The organism is Pseudomonas sp. GW456-E7 (assembly GCF_059424105.1).
The window spans coordinates 236,008-258,640 of the sequence record NZ_JBWKZB010000002.1 but is presented as its reverse complement, the minus strand read 5'-3'; the positions used below and the strand labels follow the sequence as shown (position 1 = coordinate 258,640).

General features: G+C 62.1%; 21 protein-coding genes and 1 riboswitch. Of the genes, 7 read left to right on the top strand and 14 right to left on the bottom strand.

Annotation, left to right across the window (positions count from 1 at the left end):
* Positions 1 to 20: 20 nt before the first annotated feature.
* The 6 genes from uca to AC07YV_RS02625 all read right to left on the bottom strand — a co-directional run bounded on the left by uca (position 21) and on the right by AC07YV_RS02625 (position 8,045).
* A complete protein-coding gene (gene uca, locus AC07YV_RS02650; protein WP_102699005.1) occupies positions 21 to 3,665 on the bottom strand; it encodes an urea carboxylase in 3,645 nt (1,214 codons plus the stop codon).
* Positions 3,666 to 3,969: 304 nt separating this feature from the next.
* Complete coding sequence (locus tag AC07YV_RS02645; RefSeq protein WP_102675317.1) at positions 3,970 to 4,611, bottom strand: urea amidolyase associated protein UAAP2; 642 nt, start codon at positions 4,609 to 4,611, stop codon at positions 3,970 to 3,972.
* 11 nt (positions 4,612 to 4,622) lie between these two features.
* The gene (locus tag AC07YV_RS02640) at positions 4,623 to 5,348 is read right to left on the bottom strand and encodes an urea amidolyase associated protein UAAP1 (protein WP_015093897.1); all 726 of its coding nucleotides are present in this window, start codon (positions 5,346 to 5,348) and stop codon (positions 4,623 to 4,625) included.
* Between the two features lie 13 nt (positions 5,349 to 5,361).
* Positions 5,362 to 6,150, bottom strand: coding sequence for an ABC transporter ATP-binding protein (locus AC07YV_RS02635; protein ID WP_102699004.1), 789 nt, complete (start codon positions 6,148 to 6,150; stop codon positions 5,362 to 5,364).
* Positions 6,147 to 6,962, bottom strand: a complete 816-nt coding sequence (locus tag AC07YV_RS02630; RefSeq protein WP_102699003.1) for an ABC transporter permease — start codon at positions 6,960 to 6,962, stop codon at positions 6,147 to 6,149. The genes AC07YV_RS02635 and AC07YV_RS02630 overlap by 4 nt, the downstream gene beginning before the upstream one ends.
* A gap of 15 nt (positions 6,963 to 6,977) precedes the next feature.
* Positions 6,978 to 8,045, bottom strand: coding sequence for a putative urea ABC transporter substrate-binding protein (locus AC07YV_RS02625; protein ID WP_102699002.1), 1,068 nt, complete (start codon positions 8,043 to 8,045; stop codon positions 6,978 to 6,980).
* Positions 8,046 to 8,105: 60 nt separating this feature from the next.
* Positions 8,106 to 8,206: riboswitch (guanidine-I (ykkC/yxkD leader) on the bottom strand.
* Between the two features lie 283 nt (positions 8,207 to 8,489).
* Here AC07YV_RS02625 and AC07YV_RS02620 point away from each other — a divergent pair.
* Positions 8,490 to 8,741, top strand: coding sequence for a hypothetical protein (locus tag AC07YV_RS02620; protein WP_102699000.1), 252 nt, complete (start codon positions 8,490 to 8,492; stop codon positions 8,739 to 8,741).
* Between the two features lie 167 nt (positions 8,742 to 8,908).
* Complete coding sequence (locus AC07YV_RS02615; RefSeq protein ID WP_102698999.1) at positions 8,909 to 9,376, top strand: hypothetical protein; 468 nt, start codon at positions 8,909 to 8,911, stop codon at positions 9,374 to 9,376.
* 121 nt (positions 9,377 to 9,497) lie between these two features.
* On the opposite strand, the gene dspII is transcribed toward AC07YV_RS02615, so the two are convergent.
* Entirely contained in the window at positions 9,498 to 10,610 is a 1,113-nt protein-coding gene (gene dspII, locus AC07YV_RS02610; RefSeq protein ID WP_102698998.1) for an enoyl-CoA hydratase/isomerase DspII, read from the bottom strand.
* A gap of 132 nt (positions 10,611 to 10,742) precedes the next feature.
* Between dspII and ung the strand changes: the two genes are divergently transcribed.
* Positions 10,743 to 11,435: a uracil-DNA glycosylase gene (ung, locus tag AC07YV_RS02605; RefSeq protein ID WP_008050720.1), complete on the top strand. Its 693-nt coding sequence runs from the start codon at positions 10,743 to 10,745 to the stop codon at positions 11,433 to 11,435.
* Between the two features lie 100 nt (positions 11,436 to 11,535).
* Here ung and AC07YV_RS02600 read toward each other — a convergent pair whose 3' ends face one another.
* From AC07YV_RS02600 to AC07YV_RS02585, 4 genes are read right to left on the bottom strand one after another with little or no spacing between them, the layout of a single operon-like run.
* Positions 11,536 to 12,570, bottom strand: coding sequence for an AbrB family transcriptional regulator (locus AC07YV_RS02600; protein ID WP_102698997.1), 1,035 nt, complete (start codon positions 12,568 to 12,570; stop codon positions 11,536 to 11,538).
* On the bottom strand, positions 12,563 to 14,077 hold the full coding sequence (locus tag AC07YV_RS02595; protein ID WP_008050724.1) for a tripartite tricarboxylate transporter permease: 1,515 nt from the start codon (positions 14,075 to 14,077) through the stop codon (positions 12,563 to 12,565). Before AC07YV_RS02595 ends, AC07YV_RS02600 begins: the two co-directional genes overlap by 8 nt.
* Before the next feature lies 1 nt (position 14,078).
* Complete coding sequence (locus tag AC07YV_RS02590; protein ID WP_102698996.1) at positions 14,079 to 14,537, bottom strand: tripartite tricarboxylate transporter TctB family protein; 459 nt, start codon at positions 14,535 to 14,537, stop codon at positions 14,079 to 14,081.
* A gap of 58 nt (positions 14,538 to 14,595) precedes the next feature.
* A complete protein-coding gene (locus AC07YV_RS02585) occupies positions 14,596 to 15,573 on the bottom strand; it encodes a Bug family tripartite tricarboxylate transporter substrate binding protein (protein ID WP_007979806.1) in 978 nt (325 codons plus the stop codon).
* Between the two features lie 442 nt (positions 15,574 to 16,015).
* Here AC07YV_RS02585 and AC07YV_RS02580 point away from each other — a divergent pair, with 442 nt between their 5' ends.
* A complete protein-coding gene (locus AC07YV_RS02580) occupies positions 16,016 to 16,687 on the top strand; it encodes a response regulator (protein ID WP_007979804.1) in 672 nt (223 codons plus the stop codon).
* The gene (locus AC07YV_RS02575; protein WP_102698995.1) at positions 16,680 to 18,068 is read left to right on the top strand and encodes a sensor histidine kinase; all 1,389 of its coding nucleotides are present in this window, start codon (positions 16,680 to 16,682) and stop codon (positions 18,066 to 18,068) included. Before AC07YV_RS02580 ends, AC07YV_RS02575 begins: the two co-directional genes overlap by 8 nt.
* A gap of 116 nt (positions 18,069 to 18,184) precedes the next feature.
* Here the strand turns inward: AC07YV_RS02575 and AC07YV_RS02570 are convergent, their stop codons facing one another.
* A complete protein-coding gene (locus AC07YV_RS02570; protein ID WP_102698994.1) occupies positions 18,185 to 19,006 on the bottom strand; it encodes an HDOD domain-containing protein in 822 nt (273 codons plus the stop codon).
* A 34-nt stretch (positions 19,007 to 19,040) separates the two neighbouring features.
* Positions 19,041 to 19,982 (bottom strand): CAF17-like 4Fe-4S cluster assembly/insertion protein YgfZ, encoded by a 942-nt coding sequence (gene ygfZ / locus AC07YV_RS02565; RefSeq protein WP_102698993.1) that lies wholly within the window; start codon positions 19,980 to 19,982, stop codon positions 19,041 to 19,043.
* 149 nt (positions 19,983 to 20,131) lie between these two features.
* Between ygfZ and AC07YV_RS02560 the strand changes: the two genes are divergently transcribed.
* Both AC07YV_RS02560 and AC07YV_RS02555 read left to right on the top strand, forming a co-directional pair.
* Positions 20,132 to 20,386: an FAD assembly factor SdhE gene (locus AC07YV_RS02560; RefSeq protein WP_007979797.1), complete on the top strand. Its 255-nt coding sequence runs from the start codon at positions 20,132 to 20,134 to the stop codon at positions 20,384 to 20,386.
* Entirely contained in the window at positions 20,370 to 20,822 is a 453-nt protein-coding gene (locus AC07YV_RS02555) for a protein YgfX (protein WP_102698992.1), read from the top strand. Before AC07YV_RS02560 ends, AC07YV_RS02555 begins: the two co-directional genes overlap by 17 nt.
* On the opposite strand, the gene nadB is transcribed toward AC07YV_RS02555, so the two are convergent.
* Complete coding sequence (nadB, locus tag AC07YV_RS02550) at positions 20,791 to 22,407, bottom strand: L-aspartate oxidase (RefSeq protein WP_102698991.1); 1,617 nt, start codon at positions 22,405 to 22,407, stop codon at positions 20,791 to 20,793. The genes AC07YV_RS02555 and nadB overlap by 32 nt on opposite strands.
* Between the last annotated feature and the right edge of the window lie 226 nt (positions 22,408 to 22,633).

Below are 22,633 nucleotides of genomic sequence, written 5' to 3'. Positions count from 1 at the left end.
CAGTCCTTTTCAAAATGGGTTCAGTCAAGTTCCAGCACCACGACGCGCTGTCCGGCGCGCACCGCCGAACCCGGTTGCACGCGCACCTCGCGCACCACGCCGGCCATGGGGGCGAGCAGGGGGATTTCCATCTTCATCGACTCCAGGATTACCAGCACATCACCAGCCGCGACGCGCTTGCCGGTCTCGACCTGAACCTGCCAGAGGTTGCCGGCGATGTGGCTGTCGACGCTCTGTTGACCGCTGGCCAGCGGCGCCTCTTCGGTCGTCTCCGGGGCCGGTTCTTCGCTGTCGAAATGCGCCTGGCCGCTGGCGATCCAGCGTTCACGCTCGGCATTGAACGCGCCTTTTTGCTGCTCGCGAAACGCGCCGATGGTCTCGGCTTCCTGCGTCAGAAACGCCTGGTAATCCGCCAGGTTCAACTGACTGTGTTCGATGCTCAGGTTGAAGCGCCCGAGGGGGAAGTCCTGGCGAATGCGCAGCAATTCATCGGCGCTGACCGGGTAGAAACGGATCTGGTCGAAGAAACGCAGCAACCATGGCTTGCCATCGAACGCGGCGACTTCGCGGTAGCGGTTCCACATCTGTAGGGTGCGCCCGACAAACTGATAACCGCCGGGACCTTCCATGCCGTAGACGCACATGTACGCACCACCGATGCCCACCGAGTTTTCCGCGGTCCAGGTGCGCGCCGGGTTGTACTTGGTGGTGACCAGGCGATGACGCGGATCGAGCGGGGTGGCGACCGGCGCGCCGAGGTAAACATCGCCCAGGCCCATCACCAGGTAACTGGCGTCGAACACCGTGCGTTGCACTTCGTCGAGGTTCGGCAGGTCGTTGATGCGGCGGATGAACTCCAGGTTGCTCGGGCACCAGGGCGCATCCTTGCGCACCGTGGTCATGTATTTCTCGATGGCCAACTGGCACGCGGGGTCGTCCCAGGACAGTGGCAGATGGACGATGCGCGAGGGCACTTGCAGGTCTTTGGCGGCGCACACGGCGTCCCATTCGCCGGCGACGATGCCGAGCAGGTCGGCCAGTGGCAGTTGTTCGGGTTGATAGTGGACTTGCAGTGAGCGGATGCCTGGCGTCAGGTCGATCACGCCGTGCAGGTGTTGGCTTTCCAGGGCTTGCATGAGGGCGTGGGCGCGGAAGCGCAGGACGAGGTCGAGTTCGGGGGCGCCGATTTCGAGCAGTAGGTGAGTATCGCCCGACAGCCTCGCGACCAGTTGCGTGTCTTCCTGACCCAACTCCAAAACAACAGGCGACTTAATACCCTGTGGGAGCGGGCTTGCTCGCGAAAGCGGTGCTTCAGACACATCAATGTTGACTGACACGCCCTCTTCGCGAGCAAGCCCGCTCCCACATTGATCCCATTTCAGGGCCAGGGTGCGGGCGGTCTTGAGGTCGATGGGGGAGAACTGCACCTTGTCCCCGGCCTTCAGTTGACCTAGCTGCCAAAGATCCGCCTCGATCACCGTCACCGGGCACACGAACCCGCCAAGGCTTGGGCCATCCGGGCCGAGGATGACCGGCATGTCCCCGGTGAAATCCACCGCACCAATCGCATACGGATTGTCGTGAATGTTCGACGGATGCAAACCCGCCTCCCCACCGTCGGAGCGCACCCATTCAGGCTTCGGCCCGATCAGCCGCACACCGGTGCGGCTGGAGTTGAAATGCACTTCCCACTGGGTGGCGAAGAAGGTGCCGATGTAGTTTTCGGTGAAGTATTCCGGCGCACCGTGGGGGCCGTAGATCACGCGAATCTGCCGAACCGCCGGCAACTCGGTGACCTGCTCTTCAGCCAGTTGCTGACCGGCGCTGCGGTCATTCAGCGCGGGCAGGTGCAACACGTCGCCGGCTCGCAAGGCGCGACCACCGTGCCCGCCAAATTGCCCCAGGGTGAAGGTGCTTTTGCTGCCCAGATAGTCCGGTACCTGCAGGCCGCCACGCAGGCACAGATAACTGCGGGCGCCCGCGCCGGCAATGGTGCCGAGGCTCAAGCTGGCGCCTGCCGGAACCACCAGCGCAGTGTTCATCGGCACGCTTTGACCGTCGAGCAGCAATGGAATCACTGCGCCGGTCACCGCCACCACCGCCTCGCAATTGAAGCGCAGCAACGGCCCGCTCATGGTGATTTCCAGCGCCGCCGCGCCTTCGTCGTTGCCCAGCAAACGGTTACCCAGGCGCAGCGCCCGACTGTCCATCGGCCCTGAAGGCGGCACGCCGACCGCCCAGTAACCGAGGCGCCCCGGATAATCCTGAACACTGGTTTGCGTACCGGCGCTGAGTACCTCGAACGTGTTGGCCTGATAGACCAGGCCTTCCAGGCAACGGGTCCACGGCTGGCCGCTGGCGAAAGGCGCATCCAGGAGGATCTGCCGCAGGTAATCGCGGTTGGTTTCCACGCCGTAGAGCAAGCTGGCACCCAGTGCCTGATGCAGGTCCGCAACGGCCTCTTCGCGCGTCGGCGCCCAACTGATGACCTTGGCGATCATTGGATCGAAGTAGGGCGGGATCTCGCAACCCGCTTCGACCCAGGTGTCGATGCGCAGTCGTTTGCCATCGGCGTCAGGGAAATTCACCGCCGTGAGCAAACCGGGGCTTGGCTGGAAATCGCGCCCCGGATCCTCGGCATACAACCGCGCCTGAATCGCATGACCCTGCGGCTTCAAGCCCTGTAGCAGATCCCTCAGCGGCGGCAGCTCACCGGCGGCCAGTTGCACCATCCAGCGCACCAGGTCGACGCCCCACACCTGTTCGGTGACGCCGTGCTCCACCTGCAAACGGGTGTTCACTTCCAGGAAATAGAAGCGCTGGGCTTCGCTGTCGAAGACGAACTCCACGGTGCCGGCGCTGCGGTAGTTCACCGCTTTGGCCAGTTTGATCGCGGCCGCGCACAGTTCATCGGCCATGCCCGCGGGCAGGTTCGGTGCCGGGGTTTCCTCAAGGACTTTCTGGTTGCGCCGCTGCACCGAACAGTCGCGTACGCCAAGGGCGATCACTTCGCCGTGACCGTCGCCGAACACCTGCACTTCCAGGTGACGGGCGCGCTGGATGTACTTCTCGATGAATACCCCGGCGTCGCTGAAATTGTTCTGGCCCAGGCGTTTGACCGCTTCGAAGGATTCGCTCAACTCGGCCGCGCTGCGGCACACGCGCATGCCGATGCCGCCACCGCCGGCGGTGCTCTTGAGCATCACCGGGTAGCCGACCTGTTCGCCGGCGATCAATGCTGCGTCGAGGCTCTCGAGCAACTCGGTGCCTTCAAGCATGGGCACACCCTGTTGCCTGGCCAGGGCGCGGGCGGTGTGCTTGAGGCCGAACACCCGCAGTTGTTCCGGTGTCGGGCCGATGAAGGCGATGTCGGCGGCTTCGCAGGCTTCGGCGAATGTGGCGTTTTCCGAGAGGAAGCCGTAACCGGGATGGATCGCGGTGGCGCCGCTGGCTTTGGCGATGGCGAGGATTTTATCGACCGCCAGGTACGTGCCGGCGGCCGCGCCTTCCCCGAGGCTGTGCGCCTCGTCGGCCTGCAGGATGTGCAGGCTGGCGGCGTCGGCTTCGGAGTAAACGGCGACCCCCTGCACGTGCAGTTCACGCAAGGACCGCAGGATGCGGCAGGCAATGGCGCCACGGTTGGCAATCAGGACTTTTTCGAACATGGCATAACCCCCGGAGGCGATTGCGCATCAGCCTCGACTGGGATGCGGGCCGTCCCGCAGTTTTTCGACAGGCGCCGGGGTCGTCCCCGACGGCAGAATCACAAATTTCAAAACCACCGCCGCCCCCTGTGGGAGCGAGCTTGCTCGCGATGGCGGAGTGTCAGTCGACTTCAAAGGAACCTGTGTCGACGCAATCGCGAGCAAGCTCGCTCCCACAGGGTTAATCAGTGTTCTTGCTGTTTGATGCACTGCCCTGAACGGGCCTGGCACAGGGTGAACAGCCAGCGGCGCAAACGCGCGAGTTTCAGTTCCATACCAGTAGCTCCGCCGGTGTCGGGTTGTAGGCGTTACACGGGTTGTTCAGTTGCGGGCAGTTGGAGATCAGCACGATCACGTCCATCTCGGCGCGCAGGTCGACGTACTTGCCCGGCGCGGAAATTCCGTCTTCGAAGGTCAGGCCGCCGTCGGCGGTGACCGGCACGTTCATGAAGAAGTTGATGTTCGGCCCAATGTCGCCCTTGCCCAGACGTCCGTCGTGGACACAGGCGCGCAGGTAGTTGTCGCGGCAGCTGTGCATGTAGCGCTTCTCCAGGGCGTAGCGCACGGTATTGCTCTCTTGCGCACAGGCGCCGCCGAGGGTGTCGTGACGTCCGCAAGTGTCGGCGACGATGGTCAGCATCGGTTTGCCGAGGTTGGAATACAGCACGCTGCCGGTGCTCAGGTACACGCTGTTCTGCCGGCGCAACGTGCGCTGCACGTCGTAGCGTTCCTTGGGATTGGCGACACTGTAGAACAAGGTGTCGACGGCCTGATTGCCTTCCAGATCGAGGATGCGCAGGGTCTGGCCGGCCTTGACCTCCATCAGCCAGGGTTCGCCGGCGGGGATGGTGGCGCGGTAGATCGCGGTTTCCGGCTGCTTTTCAGGGGTGACGATGGCGAGTGACATGGCAGCGATCCTCAGGCAAACAAACGGTCGGTGTTGATGAAGCCGCGCTCGTTTTCCGGGCGCGAGGTGCGGCAGTGTTCGGCGACGCTGGCGTCGGCGTTCATCCAGCTGAGCTTCAGCGGTTTCGGTGCATATTCCGGCGATGGGTCCATCGGGTGTTGCAGGGCGGTGAGCACCACCAGGGTGTCCATCGGTGCGTACAACTCGATGTAGTCGCCAGCCTTGGAGTTGCCCTCGACGAAATGGAAGCGCCCGGCGTCATCGACGTTCACGCGGCTGAACAGGTTGAGCGTCATCAGCAGGTCGGACAGGCCCAGCCCCCACTTGCCCAGTTCCACCAGCAGGTTGTCGGTGCCGTTGCGGAAGAAGCCGTTGCGCAGTTCCTGATAGCGGCCCGCGCCGTACTTTTCTGCCACTTCTTCAGCGCAAAGCACACCGCCCAGGCTGTCGCTCCAGCCGCAGGTGTCGGCGGTGATGGCGGCCAGCACGCGGCCCATGTCCGAGTACAGGCAATGGCCGGCGGTGAGCTTGGCGGTGTGTTGGCATTTGAGGCTGTCGGGCAGGTTCAGGCGCTCGGTTTTTTCGTTGGCGTTGAGCAGTGTCAAGCTGACGTTGGCGCCGCCGCGCAGGTCGGTCAGGCGCAGCAATTGGCCGCGCTTGAGCACGAAGGAACGATGGCCGCCGCCGGGGAGCATTTCTTCGGCGAAGGGCGGGAACAGTTGGGTCGAATCAGTCATTGTGAAAAATCCTCTAAGCGATACGAAGCGTGCCCGCCACCGGCAGCGGCAGGGCGTCGACGGCTTTGCTCTGGGCGCGGCGGTCGCTGTTCAAAGGGATGTCGTAGGTGATGCGTGCGCCATAGCGACCGGGCGCATGGGGGTCGAGACGGACCTTGTCGAATACCAGCAGGCGCGTGCCGAGGCTGAAGCCTTCGGAGAGGTCATGGGTGACCATGAACACCGTCAGCCGGGTCTCGCGCCACAGCTCCAGGAGCAAAGCGTGCATGTCTTTGCGGATGCCAGGATCGAGGGCGCCGAAGGGTTCGTCGAGCAGCAACACCCGCGGCTTCATGATCAGCGCCTGGGCGATGGCCAGTCGTTGTTGCATGCCGCCGGAGAGTTGCGCCGGGTACTTGTCCAGCGAATGACCGAGGCCGACCTTGTGCAGCAGCACCGAGGCCTGTTCGCGGGCCTCTTTTTTCGCACAGCCGAACAGACGCCCGAGCAAGGGCGAGCGCGGCAGTTCGAGGCCGAGGGCGACGTTGTCCAGCACACTCAGGTGCGGGAACACCGAGTAGCGCTGGAACACCACGCCACGGCTGGCATCCGGTTCACCGGCCAAGGGCTGGCCATCGAGCAGGATCTCGCCGCGACTGGCGCGTTCCTGGCCGAGCAGCAGGCGCAGGAAGGTCGATTTGCCGCAGCCGGACGCACCCACCAGAGTGCAGAACTCACCCTCGTTGACGTCCAGGTTGAGGCCTTCGAGTACCACCTGGTCGGCGTATTGTTGCCAGACGTTTTTAACGGTGATGAAGCTCATTTGGCGGCCCCCTCATACCAGGGGAACGCCCGCCGGGTCAGGTGTTTGAGCCCCCAATCCATCAGCCAGGCGAGCAGGGTGATCCACACCACGTAGGGCAAGATCACGTCCATCGCCAGGTAGCGACGCACCAGGAAGATCCGATAGCCGAGGCCATCAGTGGAGGCAATGGCTTCGGCGGCGATCAGGAACAGCCATGCCGAGCCGAGCATCAAGCGCAGCGAGATCAACAACCGTGGAAGCAGTTGTGGCAGCACCACCCGCAACATCAGGGTCCAGGTCGAGGCACCGAGGGTCTGGGCCTTGATCAGCAGCTCCACGGGAATTTCCCGGGCGCGCTGTTCCAGGTCCCGGGCCAGCGCCGGGGTGATGCCGATGACGATCAGCATCACTTTCGACAATTCCCCCAGGCCGAAGACGATGAACAGGATCGGCAGGATCGCCAGCGGCGGCACCATCGACAACACCGTCAGCAGCGGTGACAACGGCGCACCGAACAGCGGCAGGGTGCCGGCGGCGATGCCCAGGCACAGCCCGGCCAGGGCGCTGATGCCAAGGCCGATGGCCAGGCGTTGCAGACTGGATGCCGTGTCCTGCCAGAGCAGGTAGTCGCCGGTGCGGGTATCGGCCACGAAGGCCAGGCGTTTCACCGCATCGGTCATCTGCATGGCGCTGGGCAGCAGCTTGTCGTTGGGGTTGTCCGCCAGCCGCTCGGCCGAGCCCATGAAGTAGGCGAACAGCACCAGGGCGAACGGCAGGATCACCAACAACAGGCGACTCGGGCGGTCCGGGTGGCGATTGATCAGGCGCATGGCCAAGTCCTCTGTTTACAACTTGGCGTCGGCAGCCAACTGCACGTAGCTCGGGTCGAAGCGCAGCTTGAGGTTGCCTTTGTCGCCGCTGGTCACGCCGTTGGCGAAGGCCATGCCGACGGCGCTGGTGTCCTTGGCGCCTTCACCCAGCAAGCCGTGCTGGAAGGAGAACTCGGCGACTTTGCGCATGGTTTCCGGCAGTTGCTTGCTGGTGCTGAAGGCCAGGGCTTCCTTGGGCGTGGCGAACAATCGGGTAGTGTCCAGTTGCGCCTGGAAACCCGCCAGATCAGTGCCCGAAGCCTTGGCCATGTGTTCCAGTGCGGCTTTACCGGCGGCGTTTTTCGCGTTCATCAACTCGACCACTTCAAACCAGGCTCCGGTCAGTGCCTTGCCGAGGGCCGGGTTGTCTTTGAGGGTGGCGCTGTTGACCACCATCATGTCCATGATTTCGCCGGGGATCTGGCTCGAATTGAACACTTCGGTCACCGCGGGCTTGGCCTTGATGTCCGAGAGCATCGGGTTCCAGGTGGTGACGGCGTTGACCTGTTCGGTGTTGAAGGCGGCCGAGATGTCGGCGTCGGAGGTGTTGACCACTTTCAGGTCTTTCTCGGTGAGATCCACCGAATCCAGGGCGCGGGCCAGCAGGTAGTGGGAAACCGAGAGTTCGACCAGATTGACGTCCATGCCCTTGAGGTCGGCGACCTTCTTGCCTTCGCCCTTGAGCACGATGCCGTCGTTGCCGTTGGAGAAATCGCTGACGATCAGTGCGGTGCTGTCGACGCCGCCGGCGGCCGGAATGGTCAGCGCGTCCATGTTGGTCATGGTGCAGCCGTCGAACTGGCCGGCGGTGTACTGGTTGATCGATTCGACATAGTCATTGAGCTGCACCACATCGATCTGGATGCCGTACTTCTTCGCCCATTTGTCGACGATGCCCTGGCTGCCGGCGTACTCCCACGGCATCCAGCCGGCGTAAATGGTCCAGCACACGCTGAAGTGGTCTTTCTGGGCGGCCTGGGACGAGAAGCTCACGAGGGCGGCGAACGCAGCGGCGAGCAGGGCGGGTAAACGAAGCTGGGACATGGTGGTTCTCCAGTTGATCAAGGACGCACAGGACGGCAGCGGCACCGCTAACGGTGGCTTGTCTCCCGGGCTTTTGTCCCGCCGTGTAACCTCAACTGGAGGTCGCCAACTCTCGGACCAGTCACTCGCGATTGCGAGCCGGAACCCTAGTCAGCCATTTGCAAATTGTGGTGCCGCGAACCTGTAGTGACTCCTGCATGGGGTTGTTAAAGCGAGAGGCGTGCCAAGTTGGCCCGAGCGCTCTAGCGTGGGGGACAGGGAGGTCGACGGTACTGATCGGAGGGGCGCGCTGCCTTGTGATGGTGCGCCGGTGCACCGCATTGGAACCTGTCTGCCGCTGATCAGAAGGTGGGTGCAACGTCGCACTTGGCAGGGGATTGCCAGTCAAAACAGGTGTCAGCCGGTGTGTGCCGACTGCTGTCACAGGTCTTTACGGAGGCCGCCATGTTACGTCGATTGTTGTTGGGTGCAGTGCTTGGTCTCGGACTGTCTGGCTGCTACTACTACGACGGTCCTGTCGACGTCTACGGGGGATCTTATTACTACCCCGGTTACTACTCGCCTTATTACTACGGTTACTACGGTCCGCGTTATTACGGTGGTTATCGCGCCTTTTACTACGGTGGGCATGGTTACTACCGTGGCCACGGTGGTGGACATCATGGCGGTGGACATCACGGCGGTGGACACCGTTGATCAGGGCGTGAATGGATGAAAAACCTTTCATCGGGCAGATGTTTCTACTTATTTCAAGGACGCACCAGATCCCGAATTCGGTGTCTGATCTTTCGACAGTCACCGAACATTTGACTGTCGCCTGCCAGCGTCGCTGGTGTGGCTCATCCGCGGTCCAGGAGGCCGCCATGCTCTGTCAAAACAAGCTGCGCCGAATTCTACTGCTTGCAGTGTTGGGATTGTCCCTTGGTGGGTGCGTGCCTTACTACGATGAAGGAGGCAGTTACTACAGTTCCGAGGTCTATACCTCGCCATCGCCAACCTATTACGCCGGGGGGAGTTCCTACTACTCCAATGGTGGCGGTTACTACACACCGCCACCCCGGTACTACGTGCCTCCAGCGCGGTATTACCAGCCGACACCGCGCTATTACTCACAACCGCGGGTGTATCAACCGTCGCGCCATTACTCGCCGCCGCGGATGTATCAATCGTCGCGCCATTCCCAGTCGGCCCCTCGTTATTATCAACCGTCGCGGGGCGACTACCGCACGCATCAGAACCATGGCTGGGACGGCCGTAACCGCGGGAACTGGAACAACGACTATCGCGGTAACGGTCGCGGCTATCGTAACGGGCGGGGCGGCCACCGATAGCCAATCGCAGTTCTAATGTGGGAGCGGGCTTGCTCGCGAAGGCGGAGTGTCAGTCAACATCAATGTTGCTGAAATGACGCCTTCGCGAGCAAGCCCGCTCCCACAGTGTTGTGTGCAGTTTTCAGTATTCGGACAAATCCGCCAGCGGATGCCGACCTTCCCAGGCCTTGTGAAAATGCGCCTCGACCACAGCGTCCGGCACGTTGTTGATGTCCGGCCAGTGCCAGTGCGGCTTCTGGTCCTTGTCGATCAACCGCGCACGCACGCCTTCACTGAATTCCGGATGACGGCAGCAGTTGAGGCTCAGGGTGTATTCCATCTGGAAGACTTCGGCCAGCGACAGGTGCCGGGCCCGGATGATCTGTTCCCATACCAGATGCGCGGTCAGCGGCGCGCCTTCACTCAGGGTCCTGGCCGCGCGACTGAGCAACAGGTCGCTGTGATCGCGCAGGGCGCTGATGGCCTTCCAGGCGCAACGCACATCGCTGACATCCAGTAGTTCGTCGATCTGCCGGCGGCGCGGCAACCACTGGGCTTCGGGCATCTGCGCCAAGGCTTCCTGCTGCAAGGCCTTGAGCAGGCTGTTGAGCTGCATGGGTGTCTGTTCCTGCCAGTTCAGTTGCAGCAGGCCTTCGATCAACTCCGGTTGCTGCTCATCGAGCAGAAAACGATCCGCCAGGTCCAGATCGATGGCATCGCGGCCGTTCATGTGCGCGCCGGTCAGGCCCAGGAACAACCCGAGCCTGCCGGGCAGGCGTGACAGGAACCAGCTGGCGCCAACATCCGGGTACAGGCCGATGCTGATCTCCGGCATGGCCAGGCGGCTGCTCGGGGTGACGATACGGGTGCTCGCTCCTTGCAACAGTCCCATGCCGCCGCCAAGCACATAGCCGTGCCCCCAGCAGATCAACGGCTTGGGGTAGGTGTGCAGTTTGAAGTCCAGGCGATATTCCGCCGCAAAAAACTGCGCAGCCAGTGGCGGTACTTCACCCGGATGGACGCGACAGGCTTCCACCAGGCTGCGCACTTCACCGCCGGCACAAAAGGCCTTGGCGCCATTGCCGCGTAACAGGACGCAGACGATCTGCGGGTCCTTGGCCCAGGCTTCCAGGCGATCGCGCAGGGCGTTGATCATCGGCAGGGACAGGGCGTTCAGGGATTTTTCGGCATCCAGGCTGGCGATGCCGATGCGCGCGCCGTCGGTGCCGGTGAGTTCTTCGAAGTGCAGATTCATCGTGACCTCGATCGGGAATTTGAGGGTTAAGTATGATCGCTGTGTGGGAAAGTGCCGGATCTGAATCAGATCAATTGACAAGCGTGGTGAGCTTTCCTAGGGTTCGCCCCATTGTTTTTGCCGGATGTAACCATGACTGCTGACGACCGTATCAAACTCGAACCGGGCTGGAAGGAGGCACTGCGTGCCGAATTCGACCAGCCTTACATGGCAGAGTTGCGAAACTTCCTGCAACAGGAGCGGGCGGCCGGCAAGGAGATCTATCCGCCGGGGCCGATGATTTTCAACGCGCTCAATTCCACGCCGCTGGACAAGGTCAAGGTGGTGATCCTCGGTCAGGATCCCTATCACGGCCCGGGCCAGGCCCACGGTTTGTGTTTCTCGGTGCAACCCGGCGTGCCGGCGCCACCGTCGCTGGTGAACATCTATAAAGAGCTCAAGCGCGACCTGAACATCGACATCCCCAACCATGGCTATTTGCAGAGCTGGGCCGATCAGGGCGTGCTGATGCTCAATACCACCATGACCGTCGAGCGCGCCAACGCCAATGCCCACAAGGACAAGGGTTGGCAGTTTTTCACCGATCGGGTCATTGAAGTGGTCAGCCAACAGCAGCCGCACCTGGTGTTCATGCTGTGGGGCGCCCATGCCCAGAGCAAGCAGAAGCTGATCGATGCGACCAAGCACCTGGTGTTGACCTCGGTACACCCGTCACCGCTGTCCGCCTATCGCGGCTTCCTCGGTTGCGGGCACTTCAGCCGGACCAACAAGTTTCTGGAGCAGAATGGCGAGACGCCGATCGAGTGGCGGTTGCCGCCGGTTTGATGTGTTGAAGGGGCTGGCCCCTTCGCGAGCAGGCTCGCTCCCACAGAGATCACGCGAACCCTGTGGGAGCGAGCCTGCTCGCGATGAAGTCGACTCGGTCTTACTCCGGATTGCGGTTCCAATACTTGAACAACGGCTCCGCCAGAAACAGCACAAACAACAACCTCATCACCTGCATCGCCGTCACCAGCGGCACCGACAATTGCAGGGTCTCCGCCGTCAGGCTCATCTCGGCAATACCGCCCGGCATCATGCCCAATGTCAGTGAACGCAGATCCAGGTGGGTCAGCGCACTCAAGCCCAGTGCTGCGGCAGTCGCAATCAGCATGGTCAGCACCGTGCCGATCAAGGTGCGGCCCATGAACGATGGTGCACGCCGGAAAAACTGCCGGTTGAAGTGACAGCCCAGACCACTGCCGATCAACCACTGGCCGATCTGGCTGCCGCCGTTGGGCAAGCCGATGTGCAGATCCCAGCCGATGCTGACCGCCGCACTGACCAGCAACGGCCCGAACAGCCAGGGGTTGGGTTGATGCAGGCGTTCCCAGATCCAGGCCGCCAATGCGCCAGCAGGAAACAGCACCGCCAGCCAGCGCCAATCGATGCTGCCCGCGTGGGCAATCGGCGCACCGTCACCCAGCAGATACTTGAAGGCTGCCGGTACGCATAGCACCACCACCAACACCCGCAAACTTTGCCCCGCCGCCACACGGCTGAGCACCGCACCATTGCGCGCGCCGAGGTTGACCATTTCCCCGGAACCGCCGGGCATGCTGGAAAAGAACGCGGTGGCGCGATCTTCACCGGTGCGGCGCATCAGCCACACGCCGACCACGGCGGACAGGCTGGTGACCAACGCACCGAAGAAGATCAGACCGAAATGACTCAGCACCTGCTCCATCACCAGCGGGGTGAAGTGCAGGCCGATACCTATGCCGACGATCCACTGGCCGCACTTGCGGCCGCCAGGGATTTCGGCCAATTGCCAGGGGGTCAGGCAGCGCACGAGGATGATCGCCAGCAACGAGCCGACCATCCATGGCAAAGGCCAGCCGACCTGGCTGGCGAGGTAACCGCCCAGCAGGCCGACCAGCGGGGTTCCCCACCAGGCTTTGAACGGTGTTCGATCAGACATCGGCGATAACGCGCCGGGTAACCGAACGTTTACGCCAGATGCGCACAATGGGCACCAGCAACATGACCACGATCAACCCCCAGACACCGACGGTGATACCGCTCGACCAGAGAATATCCAGCGAACCGTTGGAAATCGACAGCGCCCGACGCAGGTTCTGCTCCATCAAGCCACCGAGGATGAAACCCAGCAACACCGGGGACAACGGGAAGTCCAGCTTGCGCAGGATGTAACCGAAGATGCCGATGCCGATCATCAGGAACAGATCGAAGGTCGTGGCATGCACGGCGTACACGCCAATGGCGGTGATGATCGCGATCATCGGCACCAGCGCCCAGTTCGGTACGGCAAGGATCTTGGTGAAGATCCGGATCATCGGAATGTTGAGGATCACCAGCATGATGTTGGCGATGAACAACGAAGCGATCAGGCCCCAGACGATGTCCGGTTGCTGTTGAAACAGCAGTGGGCCCGGCGTGATGTTGTACAGCGACAACGCGCCGATCATCACGGCCGTGGTGCCCGAGCCGGGAACGCCGAGGGTCAGCATCGGCACCAGTGCACCGCACGCTTCGGCGCCGATGGCGGTTTCCGGTGCAGCCAGGCCACGCTTGTCGCCTTGTCCGAATTTTCCGCTTGGGCCGGCGATACGTTTCTCGGTCATGTAGGCCACGGCGCTGGCCAGTGTGGCGCCCGCACCCGGCAACACGCCCATGATGAAACCGAGCACACCGCAACGCATGTTCACCCAGAACACCGAAGCGGCTTCCTTGAAGTTGAACAGCATCCGGCCGGTGGCCTGGAAGGCTTCCTGGCCACGGTGGGTTTTTTCCAGCAGCAGGAGGATTTCGCTGATGGAAAACAGGCCCAGCACCAAGACCACGAATTGAATGCCGTCGGTGAGGTGGATGTTGTCCCCGGTGAAACGGTAAACGCCGCTGTTGGCATCAATGCCGACAGTCGACAGGAACAAGCCGATCAGCGCCGCGATGAACGTCTTGAGCGGCCGGTCACCCGCCATGCCGCCGAGGCAGACAATGGCGAACACCATCAGGACGAAATACTCCGCCGGACCGAAGGCAATCGCCCATTTCGCCAGCATCGGCGCGAACACGACCATCCCGCAGGTCGCAATGAAGGCGCCGATGAACGAACTCCACGCCGACAACGACAACGCCACACCGGCCAGGCCCTGGCGGGCCATCGGGTAGCCGTCGAGGGTGGTCATGACGGTGGAGGCTTCGCCCGGAATGTTCAGCAGGATCGAACTGATGCGACCGCCGTACTCGCAACCCAGGTAAACCGCGGCCAGCAGGATCAGCGCCGACTCCGGTGGCAGGCCGAGGGCGAAAGCGATCGGGATCAACAGCGCCACGCCATTGATCGGACCCAGCCCCGGAAGCAGGCCGACGACCGTACCGATCAGCGTACCGCTGAGTGCGGTCACCAGGTTGTAAGGGGTGAGTGCGACGCCGAAGCCGTGACTCAAGTAACCAAGCGTATCCATATCAGTTCTCCAGAACGTCGAGCAGGCCCAGAGGCAGTGGCACGTCCATGACTTTGTCGAACAGCAGGTACAGGCCGACGCTCATCAGGCTGATGATGATCGCGCCCGGCAGCCAGCGCCCGCCGTACAAGCGAGCCATTGGAATGCCGACCAGCATGCTGCTGAGGATGAAACCCAGCGGTTCGAACAGCCCGGCGAAGACCAGCAGCAACAGCACGCAAACACCAATTTTGGTCAGGGTCTCGCGATCCATCGGCGGATCTTCATCGGTGTGCTTGATGGGCGAGGGCCGATACACCATGTAAACCAGCGCCAGGCCCATCAGCCCCAGCATCAACAGGGGGAACGCGCGGGGGCCGATCGGTTCGTAGGAAAAAGGTGCCTGGTAGGGCAAGGCCATCAGCACCAGGCTGAGACAGGCCAGCAACAGCACCGAAGCAAAAATGCGTTGTAAGAGCATGGGGAACTCCTGTGCTGCGACTCCGCCAAACGGAGTCGCAGCCGCTAGACAGGGGCGATCACTGGATCAGGCCGAACTCTTTGGCCAGCACTTTGTAGTCAGCGACCTGCTTCTTCACATAGGTGTCCAGCTCCGGGCCGGTCATGGCGAACGGGAACAGTTCACGCTGGTCGCGCAACTTGGCGAACTCCGGTGAAGCCAGCAGTTTGTCGAAGGAGTCCTTCCACCAGGCGTAGTCTTCGTCGCTGACCTTCGGCCCCAGGTAGAAACCGCGAACCACCGGCCAGACGATGTCGTAGCCTTGTTCGCGGGCGGTCGGTATGTCCTTCATTTCCGGCTCGTCCAGACGCTTGTCGGAGAACACCGCCAGCAGGCGCATGTCACCGCTCTGGATGTGCGGCATGGAGTCGGAAATGTCAGTGCTGCCAACCTGGATATGACCGCCGAGCAGGGCCGTGGCGATTTCGCCGCCACCTTCGAGGGCCACATAACGCAGGTCACGCGGGTTGATCCCGGCGGCCTTGGCGATCAGCGCGGTCTGCATCCAGTCCTGGCTGCCGACGGTGCCGCCGGAACCAATCACCACTTTGCTCGGATCTTTCTTCAGGGCCTGGACCAGATCGTCGAGGGTCTTGTAGGGCGAATCGCTCTTCACCGCGATCGCGCCGTAGCTGGTGCCGACGGCGGCCAGCCAGCGCACATTGCTTTCATCGAAACGACCGAACTTGCCTTGGGCCAGGTTCAGCAGCGAACCACTGGACCAGGCCACCAACGTACCGGCATCGGCCGGACGCTGGGCGACCACCGCGTTGTACGCCACCGCGCCGACACCGCCGGGCATGTAGGTCACCCGCATCGGTTTGGTCAGCAGCTTTTCGTTGACCAGCGCGCTTTGCGCCAGTTTGCAGGTCAGGTCGAAACCACCACCGGGCGAGGCCGGGGCGATGCATTCCGGGCGTTTAGGCTCGGCCATGAGTTGGCCGGCGAACAGCACACAGCTGGCGGCGAGGGCGAAACGGCGCATTGAACGATTCATTTTTGTCTCCAGTGGAGTTTTTGTTTTTCGGGATGATTCAGGTGCGACGATTTCGCGCGGTGCCGGCGTGTTCCAATCCGCACGGATCGAACGACGGGCAGCCGGCTTCGGCGCTGGCAAGCGTAAACATCGGGGAGCAAGAGAAAGGGCGGGGCGGGCAAGCCTGAAGCTGTGTGGACAGCATGGTGCAGTACCTCGTTTATTGTTCTTATTGACGAAAACGCTTCGAGGCGTTTTTCGGTAGTTACATGTCAAAGCACGTTTTCAAACTACGATTCGATGGTTAGCAGTCGAAACCATCCGTGGGGTGACTCTAACGACCCAACCTTTCGCTAACCTTTCAGCGGGCTTTCACGGTTTTTCGGGCTTCACAGCGGTGATTGCGGCTGTAAACTCCGCGCCAAAGAATGGCGTCGGCCATCCCTGAACGAGGTATAGATCCATGCGTGTCCTGCTCGTCGAAGACCATTTGCAGCTCGCCGAAAGTGTCGCCCAGGCGCTCAAGAGCACCGGGCTGACCGTGGACGTCCTGCACGATGGCGTGGCCGCCGACCTGGCGCTGGGCAGCGAGGAATACGCCATGGCGATCCTCGATGTCGGCTTGCCGCGCATGGATGGTTTCGAAGTGCTGGCGCGCCTGCGGGCGCGGGGCAAGAACCTGCCGGTACTGATGCTGACCGCCCGCAGCGACGTCAAGGATCGGGTCCATGGCCTGAACCTCGGCGCCGACGATTACCTGGCCAAGCCGTTCGAACTGACCGAACTCGAAGCCCGGGTCAAGGCGTTGCTGCGCCGCAGTGTGCTGGGTGGTGAACGTATCCAGCGTTGTGGTGTGCTGGCCTATGACCTGGAAACCCGGCGTTTCACCCTCGGTGAAGAATTGCTGACCCTGACCTCCCGCGAGCAAGCGGTACTCGAAGCCCTGATCGCACGCCCCGGTCGGGTGATGAGCAAGGAGCAACTGGCGTCACAAGTGTTCGGTCTGGATGAAGAGGCCAGTCCCGATGCGATCGAAATCTACGTGCACCGCCTGCGCAAGAAACTGGATGGCCAGCCGGTCGCCATCGTGACCTTCCGCGGCCTCGGTTACTTGCTGGAAAGCCGCGATGCATAAGCCCAGCAGCTTGCGCTGGCGGTTGTTGTGGAACCTGGCGCTGTTGCTGGTGGTGTTGATGCTGGCCAGCGGGTTGAGCGCCTACTGGAACGGTCGTGAAGCCGCCGACACGGCCTATGACCGGACCTTGCTGGCCTCGGCGCGCACCATCGCTGCCGGCGTCTCCCAGCGCGACGGCACCCTGAGTGCCGACGTGCCCTACGTGGCCCTCGATACCTTTGCCTACGACAGTGCCGGGCGAATTTTCTACCTGGTCAACGACATCAACCAGAAGCTGATTTCCGGTTACGAAAACCTGCCCGCGCCACCGCCGGGAACGCCGCGCACCGACGACTATCCGGCGCTGGCGCGTTTCTACAACGCCCAGTACCGCGGGCAGAACGTGCGCGTGGTGAGCCTGCTCAAGCCCGTGAGCGAGCCCAACATGAACGGCATGGCGGAAATCCGCGTGGCCGAAACCGATGAAGCGCGCGTCAGCATGGCCCGCAGTCTGGCGGCGGATACGTTGCTGCGCCTGGGCATGCTGGCAATCGGTGCGTTGATGCTGGTGTGGTTTGCGGTGAGTGCCGCGTTGCGCCCGCTGGAACGCTTGCGCACGGCGGTGGAAGAGCGCCAGCCGGACGATCTGCGCCCCTTGCCGTTGGTGGAAGTGCAGCGCGAATTGTGGCCGCTGGTGCGCGCCCTCAATCACTTTACCGAGCGTCTACGTGGACAGTTCGAGAAGCAGGCGCAATTCATTGCCGACGCCGCCCACGAGCTGCGCACGCCATTGGCAGCCCTCAAGGCGCGACTGGAACTGGGCATGCGCTCGGCCGAGCCCGATACCTGGCGCAGCACGCTGGAGACCGCCGCCCAGGGCACGGACCGCTTGACCCATCTGGCCAATCAGTTGCTTTCCCTGGCACGGGTCGAAAATGGCGCCCGGGCGATTGCCGAGGGGGGCGCGCAGTTGCTCGACCTCAGTCAACTGGCTCGGGAACTGGGCATGGCCATGGCGCCGTTGGCCCACAAGCGCGGCATCGCGCTGGCGCTGGAAGCGGATGAACCCGTCTGGTTGCGGGGCGAGCCGACGCTGTTGAACGAACTGCTGAGCAATCTGGTGGACAACGCACTGGCTCACACGCCGCCGGGCGGCAATGTGATTCTGCGGGTCTCGGCTCCCGCCGTGCTGGAAGTCGAAGATGATGGCCCCGGCATTCCTCTTGAGGAGCGCGACCGGGTATTCGAACGCTTTTACCGGCGCAATCAGCACGTGGCCGGTTCTGGGTTGGGGTTGGCGATTGTCGGCGAGATCTGCCGCGCGCATCTGGCGCAGATCAGCCTGCATGATGGAGAGCGGGCGGGGTTGAAGGTGCGGGTGAGTTTTGTTGCAGGGGAGTGATGCGGTGTCTGTTCTGGCCTCTTCGCGAGCAAGCCCGCTCCCACATTGGATCTATGCAGCACCACAAAACCCTGTGGGAGCGGGCTTGCTCGCGAAGGGGGCGAAGCAGTCCTTGATCAGTAAAACATCGACCGTGTTTCTTCCAGGTCGGCGCACATCGCCTCATCGTCGATGTCGATGCCAAGCGCATTGAAGGCCGGCACGCTCAACGGGTCAATACGAGCGAACGGATGGTCGGTGTCCTTGTGGCAATACAGGCTGGCCACCTGCACCAGGTCCACATAGTCGATCTGCGCCGACTGGCGTTTGAAATTCAGGTAGAGCTGCGGCACCTGCACCAGCATGTCGGGAAAGTCCCAGACCTTGAGCAGTTTTTCGCCGATCAGGGGATGAATCCGCTCGATTACATGGTTGAGGCTGACCGGGTCGGACAGCAGTTCATAGTGATCTTCGGCGTAGGTCAGGATCGGCAGTACGCCGATCTGATGCACCAACCCGCCAAGGGCGGCCTGGTCGGGCTTGAGCCGGGTGTAACTGCGGCACAGGGCATAGCTGACGCCGGCTATTTCCAGGCTTTTGCGCCAGACTTCGCGCATTTTCTGTTCCACCACGTCGGAGCGGGCGTGGAAAATCTGCTCCATGACCAGGCCGATCGCCAGATTGCAGCTGTAGTTGATGCCCAGGCGAGTGATCGCGGTGTGCAGGTCGGTCACTTCCTGGGTCGCGCGCAACAGCGGGCTGTTGACCACTTTGATCAGGCGCGCCGACAGCGCGGTATCACGGCCGATCACTTTGCTCAGGGTACTGACGCTGACTTCCGGGTTTTCCGCGGCCTTGCGAATTTGCAGGGCCACTTCCGGTAACGTTGGCAGAACCAGGTCATCGTTATTGATGGCCTCAACCAAATCCTGTTGGACCTTTTCCGCCAGCTCGCTCATTGAGTCTCTCTAGGTGTCGCGCTAATTGCTGCCGTTATTGCTGGATTTCGCGATCGCGGTCCAGTTCATAAGGCAGGTCGAGCAGCTGCAAGGACGGCCCTTCGAGCGCGCCCAGGTGGATGTCTCCACTGTCTGCTGCTTCGGCTTGCAACACCGCCAGGAGCTCGATGCCTTGCCCGGCGCGGGCAGCCAGCACCACTTCGCCGATGGAGCTGCCATGGGTCGGGGAAAACAGCGGGGTACCCGGTTCAGGCAGCTCGCCGGCAGCCAGTTGCAGGCGATACAGGCGACGCTTGAGCTTGCCCAGGTACTGCATGCGCGCGACGATTTCCTGGCCGGTGTAGCAACCTTTCTTGAAACTCACGCCACCGACCGCTTGCAGGTTGAGCATCTGCGGGATGAACAACTCGCGGGTACCGGGCATGACCTGGCCAATCCCGGCACGGACCTGGCCCAGCAACCATTGATTCAGGTCACCTTCGCTCAGCACCGCCGACAGCTTGCCTTTGACCGCATCGGCAAGACTTGCGGCGACCCACAACTCGGCGCGTTGCGGCGAAACACGGATGGCGATCAGTCCATCGCTGCGCACGACGCTGTCGGTTTCTGCCGGCAGGTCCAAGCCGAGGCTGGCCAGTGCGGCGTCGCCATGGTCAATGCCGAAGCGGACCCAGGCGGCACTCTCGTCGGTCAGTTTCGATTTGGAAAACACCGCATATTTTTTCAGGTCCGCCAGTTGCGGTTCGAGCAATTCGCTGGCCATGGCCAGGACCACGCCGTCACCCTCGAGCAGGATGCGGAAACTCGATTGCATCCGGCCTTTCTGCGTGCAGCGCGCACCGAGGCTGGCCCGGGAATCGCTCAGGTAGTTGAGATTGCAGGTCAGTTGGCCTTGCAGGAATTTGCTGGCGTCCGCGCCGCGGACCGCGAGAACGCCTTCATGAGAAAGAGTGCAGAAAAAAGCAGAATCGGCCATGGGTCATCGCAGGGTAAAAAGTCTGGAGGACATCATAAGGGGCTGCCTTGGAAATGGGTAGTTAACAAAGGTTCGTCGGTGCCCGACCAAAGCCGACTGTTCGACGGTGCGCGGGCCTGTATACTTGCGGCCTATTTGAGGAGCGCTCCATGGTCGAAGATGTTGAACTGAACCGCCTCTTTTGGCACAGCCGCCGTGGCATGCTTGAGCTTGACGTGTTGCTGGTACCGTTCACGAAAGAGGTTTACGCAACGCTCAACGAGGTGGATCGCGCGTTGTACGTCCGACTGCTGACGTGTGAGGATCAGGACATGTTCGGCTGGTTCATGGAGCGCAGCGAATCGGAAGATCCCGAGCTGCAACGCATGGTCCGCATGATCCTGGACCGTGTCCAGCCCAAGTAACGTGTTCGAATGCCGCTGGCATGCCTCACGGCAGTTGCTGGCGGCGTATCTCCTGGCCCAGCTGTTCGCGTTGGGTTCGTTGTTTCTATTGTCGATTCCGCTCTGGGCCAGCTCGCTCGGCGTCGTGCTGTGCGTGGCTCACGGCGCATGGCTGCTGCCCCGGCAAATCCTGCTGACGCACCCGCAAGCCTTTTGCGGCTTGCGGCGCGATGCCGATGGCTGGCAGTTGTGGAGTCGGGCCAAGGGTTGGCAGCCCGTGCAATTGAGGCCGGACAGCCTGGCGCTGCCGTTGGTGGTGGTCTTGCGTTTCCGTCTGCGGGGCGAGCGCCGGGTCAGGGCCATTTGCGTGCCCCGGGATGCGCAGGCGGCGGATGTGCACCGACGCCTGCGGGTCCGGCTCAAGTTCAGCCGACGTAGGTGGGCGGCACCAGAATAGTGTCCAGCGCGACCGGCAACATGTCCGGGTAATCGAGGGTGTAATGCAGGCCACGGCTTTCCTTGCGCTCCATGGCTGACAGAATCATCAGCTCGGCCACCTGGGCCAGGTTGCGCAATTCGATCAGATCCCGGCTGACCTTGTAGTTGCTGTAGAACTCGTCGATTTCATCCAGCAACAGTTGCACGCGGTGTTGTGCCCGTTGCAGGCGCTTGTTGGTGCGCACGATGCCAACGTAGTCCCACATGAACCGCCGCAGCTCATCCCAGTTATGCGCAATGATCACGTCTTCATCGGAATCGGTGACCTGGCTCGCATCCCAGGCGGGGAGGGGGGCGGGCATCGGAATCCGGGGCAACTGTTCGAGAATGTCCGCGGCCGCCGAGCGGGCATAAACGAAACATTCAAGCAGCGAGTTGCTGGCCATGCGGTTGGCGCCGTGCAGGCCGGTGAAACTGGTTTCGCCAATGGCGTACAGCCCCGGCACGTCGGTGCGGCCCTGTTGATCGACCATTACGCCACCGCAGGTGTAGTGCGCCGCCGGGACCACCGGAATCGGTTGTCTGGTGATGTCGATGGAAAATTCCAGGCAGCGTTCGTACACCGTCGGGAAGTGCGTCTTGATGAAGGCTTCGGGCTTGTGGCTGATGTCCAGATAGACGCAATCGATACCCAGGCGTTTCATTTCATGGTCGATGGCCCGGGCGACGATGTCCCGTGGCGCCAGCTCTGCCCGTGGATCGAAGCGCTGCATGAAGCGCTCGCCGTTGGGTAGCTTCAGGTGGGCACCCTCGCCGCGCAGGGCTTCGGTGATCAGGAAGCTCTTGGCCTGCGGGTGATACAGGCAGGTGGGGTGAAACTGGTTGAATTCCAGGTTCGCCACCCGGCAGCCCGAGCGCCAGGCCATGGCGATGCCATCGCCGCAGGCACCGTCGGGGTTACTGGTGTACAGGTAAACCTTGGCCGCTCCCCCGGAGGCGAGGATCACAAAGCGTGCGCCATAGGTATCGACTTCGCCGGTGCCGCGATTGAGTACATAAGCACCGAGGCAGCGGTCGCCTTCGAGTCCCAGGCGTTTCTCGGTGATCAGGTCTACCGCAACCCGCTGTTCCAGCAGTTCGATGTTCGGTCGTTTCCTGGCCTGCTCGAGCAGGGTGGTGAAAATGGCAGCGCCCGTGGCATCGGCGGCGTGGATGATGCGCCGATGGCTGTGACCGCCTTCGCGGGTCAGGTGGAATTCGAACCCGCCATCTTCATTGCTCGACTGTTCATCGCGGGTAAAGGGCACGCCCTGGTCGATCAGCCATTGAATCGCTTCCTTGCTGTGCTCGACGGTAAAGCGCACCGCATCTTCATGGCACAGGCCGCCGCCGGCATTGAGGGTGTCATCGACATGGGATTCAACGGTATCGGTGTCGTCCAGCACGGCGGCAACGCCACCCTGGGCCCAGAACGTCGAGCCATTGGCGAGGTTGCCTTTGCTCAATACGGCAATGCGCAAATGACCGGGCAAGGTCAGCGCAAGGCTCAAGCCGGCAGCACCGCTGCCAATTACCAGAACATCGTGTTGAAACTGTTGGCTCATTTCAGGATTCCGCTCAAAGCGACCCGGGTCGGGGGTGGCGCAGCTGGACTGGCGAGTCGAGTCAGCCGCACAGCCCACTAGTATATAGAGGGGGGGGACGGCACAATACCCGAGCCAGCATGGCATTGTGAAACTACTGTGACGCAAAATGTCGGGCGCTTCGTCGGATGTTTTTCTGCCCGTTGCGCGCGAGAATGACTGTATCGCCGATTTAACAGTCTTTTTC

Bases quoted from the DNA above. Each gene is read 5' to 3' on its own strand.
- nadB (WP_102698991.1), bottom strand. From the start codon at position 22,407: ATGAGCCAACAGTTTCAACACGATGTTCTGGTAATTGGCAGCGGTGCT.
- AC07YV_RS02580 (WP_007979804.1), top strand. From the start codon at position 16,016: ATGCGTGTCCTGCTCGTCGAAGACCATTTGCAGCTCGCCGAAAGTGTC.
- AC07YV_RS02615 (WP_102698999.1), top strand. From the start codon at position 8,909: ATGCTCTGTCAAAACAAGCTGCGCCGAATTCTACTGCTTGCAGTGTTG.
- AC07YV_RS02590 (WP_102698996.1), bottom strand. From the start codon at position 14,537: ATGCTCTTACAACGCATTTTTGCTTCGGTGCTGTTGCTGGCCTGTCTC.
- ygfZ (WP_102698993.1), bottom strand. From the start codon at position 19,982: ATGGCCGATTCTGCTTTTTTCTGCACTCTTTCTCATGAAGGCGTTCTC.
- AC07YV_RS02640 (WP_015093897.1), bottom strand. From the start codon at position 5,348: ATGACTGATTCGACCCAACTGTTCCCGCCCTTCGCCGAAGAAATGCTC.
- AC07YV_RS02625 (WP_102699002.1), bottom strand. From the start codon at position 8,045: ATGTCCCAGCTTCGTTTACCCGCCCTGCTCGCCGCTGCGTTCGCCGCC.
- AC07YV_RS02630 (WP_102699003.1), bottom strand. From the start codon at position 6,962: ATGCGCCTGATCAATCGCCACCCGGACCGCCCGAGTCGCCTGTTGTTG.
- AC07YV_RS02585 (WP_007979806.1), bottom strand. From the start codon at position 15,573: ATGAATCGTTCAATGCGCCGTTTCGCCCTCGCCGCCAGCTGTGTGCTG.
- dspII (WP_102698998.1), bottom strand. From the start codon at position 10,610: ATGAATCTGCACTTCGAAGAACTCACCGGCACCGACGGCGCGCGCATC.
- AC07YV_RS02560 (WP_007979797.1), top strand. From the start codon at position 20,132: ATGGTCGAAGATGTTGAACTGAACCGCCTCTTTTGGCACAGCCGCCGT.
- AC07YV_RS02620 (WP_102699000.1), top strand. From the start codon at position 8,490: ATGTTACGTCGATTGTTGTTGGGTGCAGTGCTTGGTCTCGGACTGTCT.
- AC07YV_RS02635 (WP_102699004.1), bottom strand. From the start codon at position 6,150: ATGAGCTTCATCACCGTTAAAAACGTCTGGCAACAATACGCCGACCAG.
- AC07YV_RS02600 (WP_102698997.1), bottom strand. From the start codon at position 12,570: ATGTCTGATCGAACACCGTTCAAAGCCTGGTGGGGAACCCCGCTGGTC.
- AC07YV_RS02575 (WP_102698995.1), top strand. From the start codon at position 16,680: ATGCATAAGCCCAGCAGCTTGCGCTGGCGGTTGTTGTGGAACCTGGCG.
- uca (WP_102699005.1), bottom strand. From the start codon at position 3,665: ATGTTCGAAAAAGTCCTGATTGCCAACCGTGGCGCCATTGCCTGCCGC.
- AC07YV_RS02570 (WP_102698994.1), bottom strand. From the start codon at position 19,006: ATGAGCGAGCTGGCGGAAAAGGTCCAACAGGATTTGGTTGAGGCCATC.
- ung (WP_008050720.1), top strand. From the start codon at position 10,743: ATGACTGCTGACGACCGTATCAAACTCGAACCGGGCTGGAAGGAGGCA.
- AC07YV_RS02645 (WP_102675317.1), bottom strand. From the start codon at position 4,611: ATGTCACTCGCCATCGTCACCCCTGAAAAGCAGCCGGAAACCGCGATC.
- AC07YV_RS02595 (WP_008050724.1), bottom strand. From the start codon at position 14,077: ATGGATACGCTTGGTTACTTGAGTCACGGCTTCGGCGTCGCACTCACC.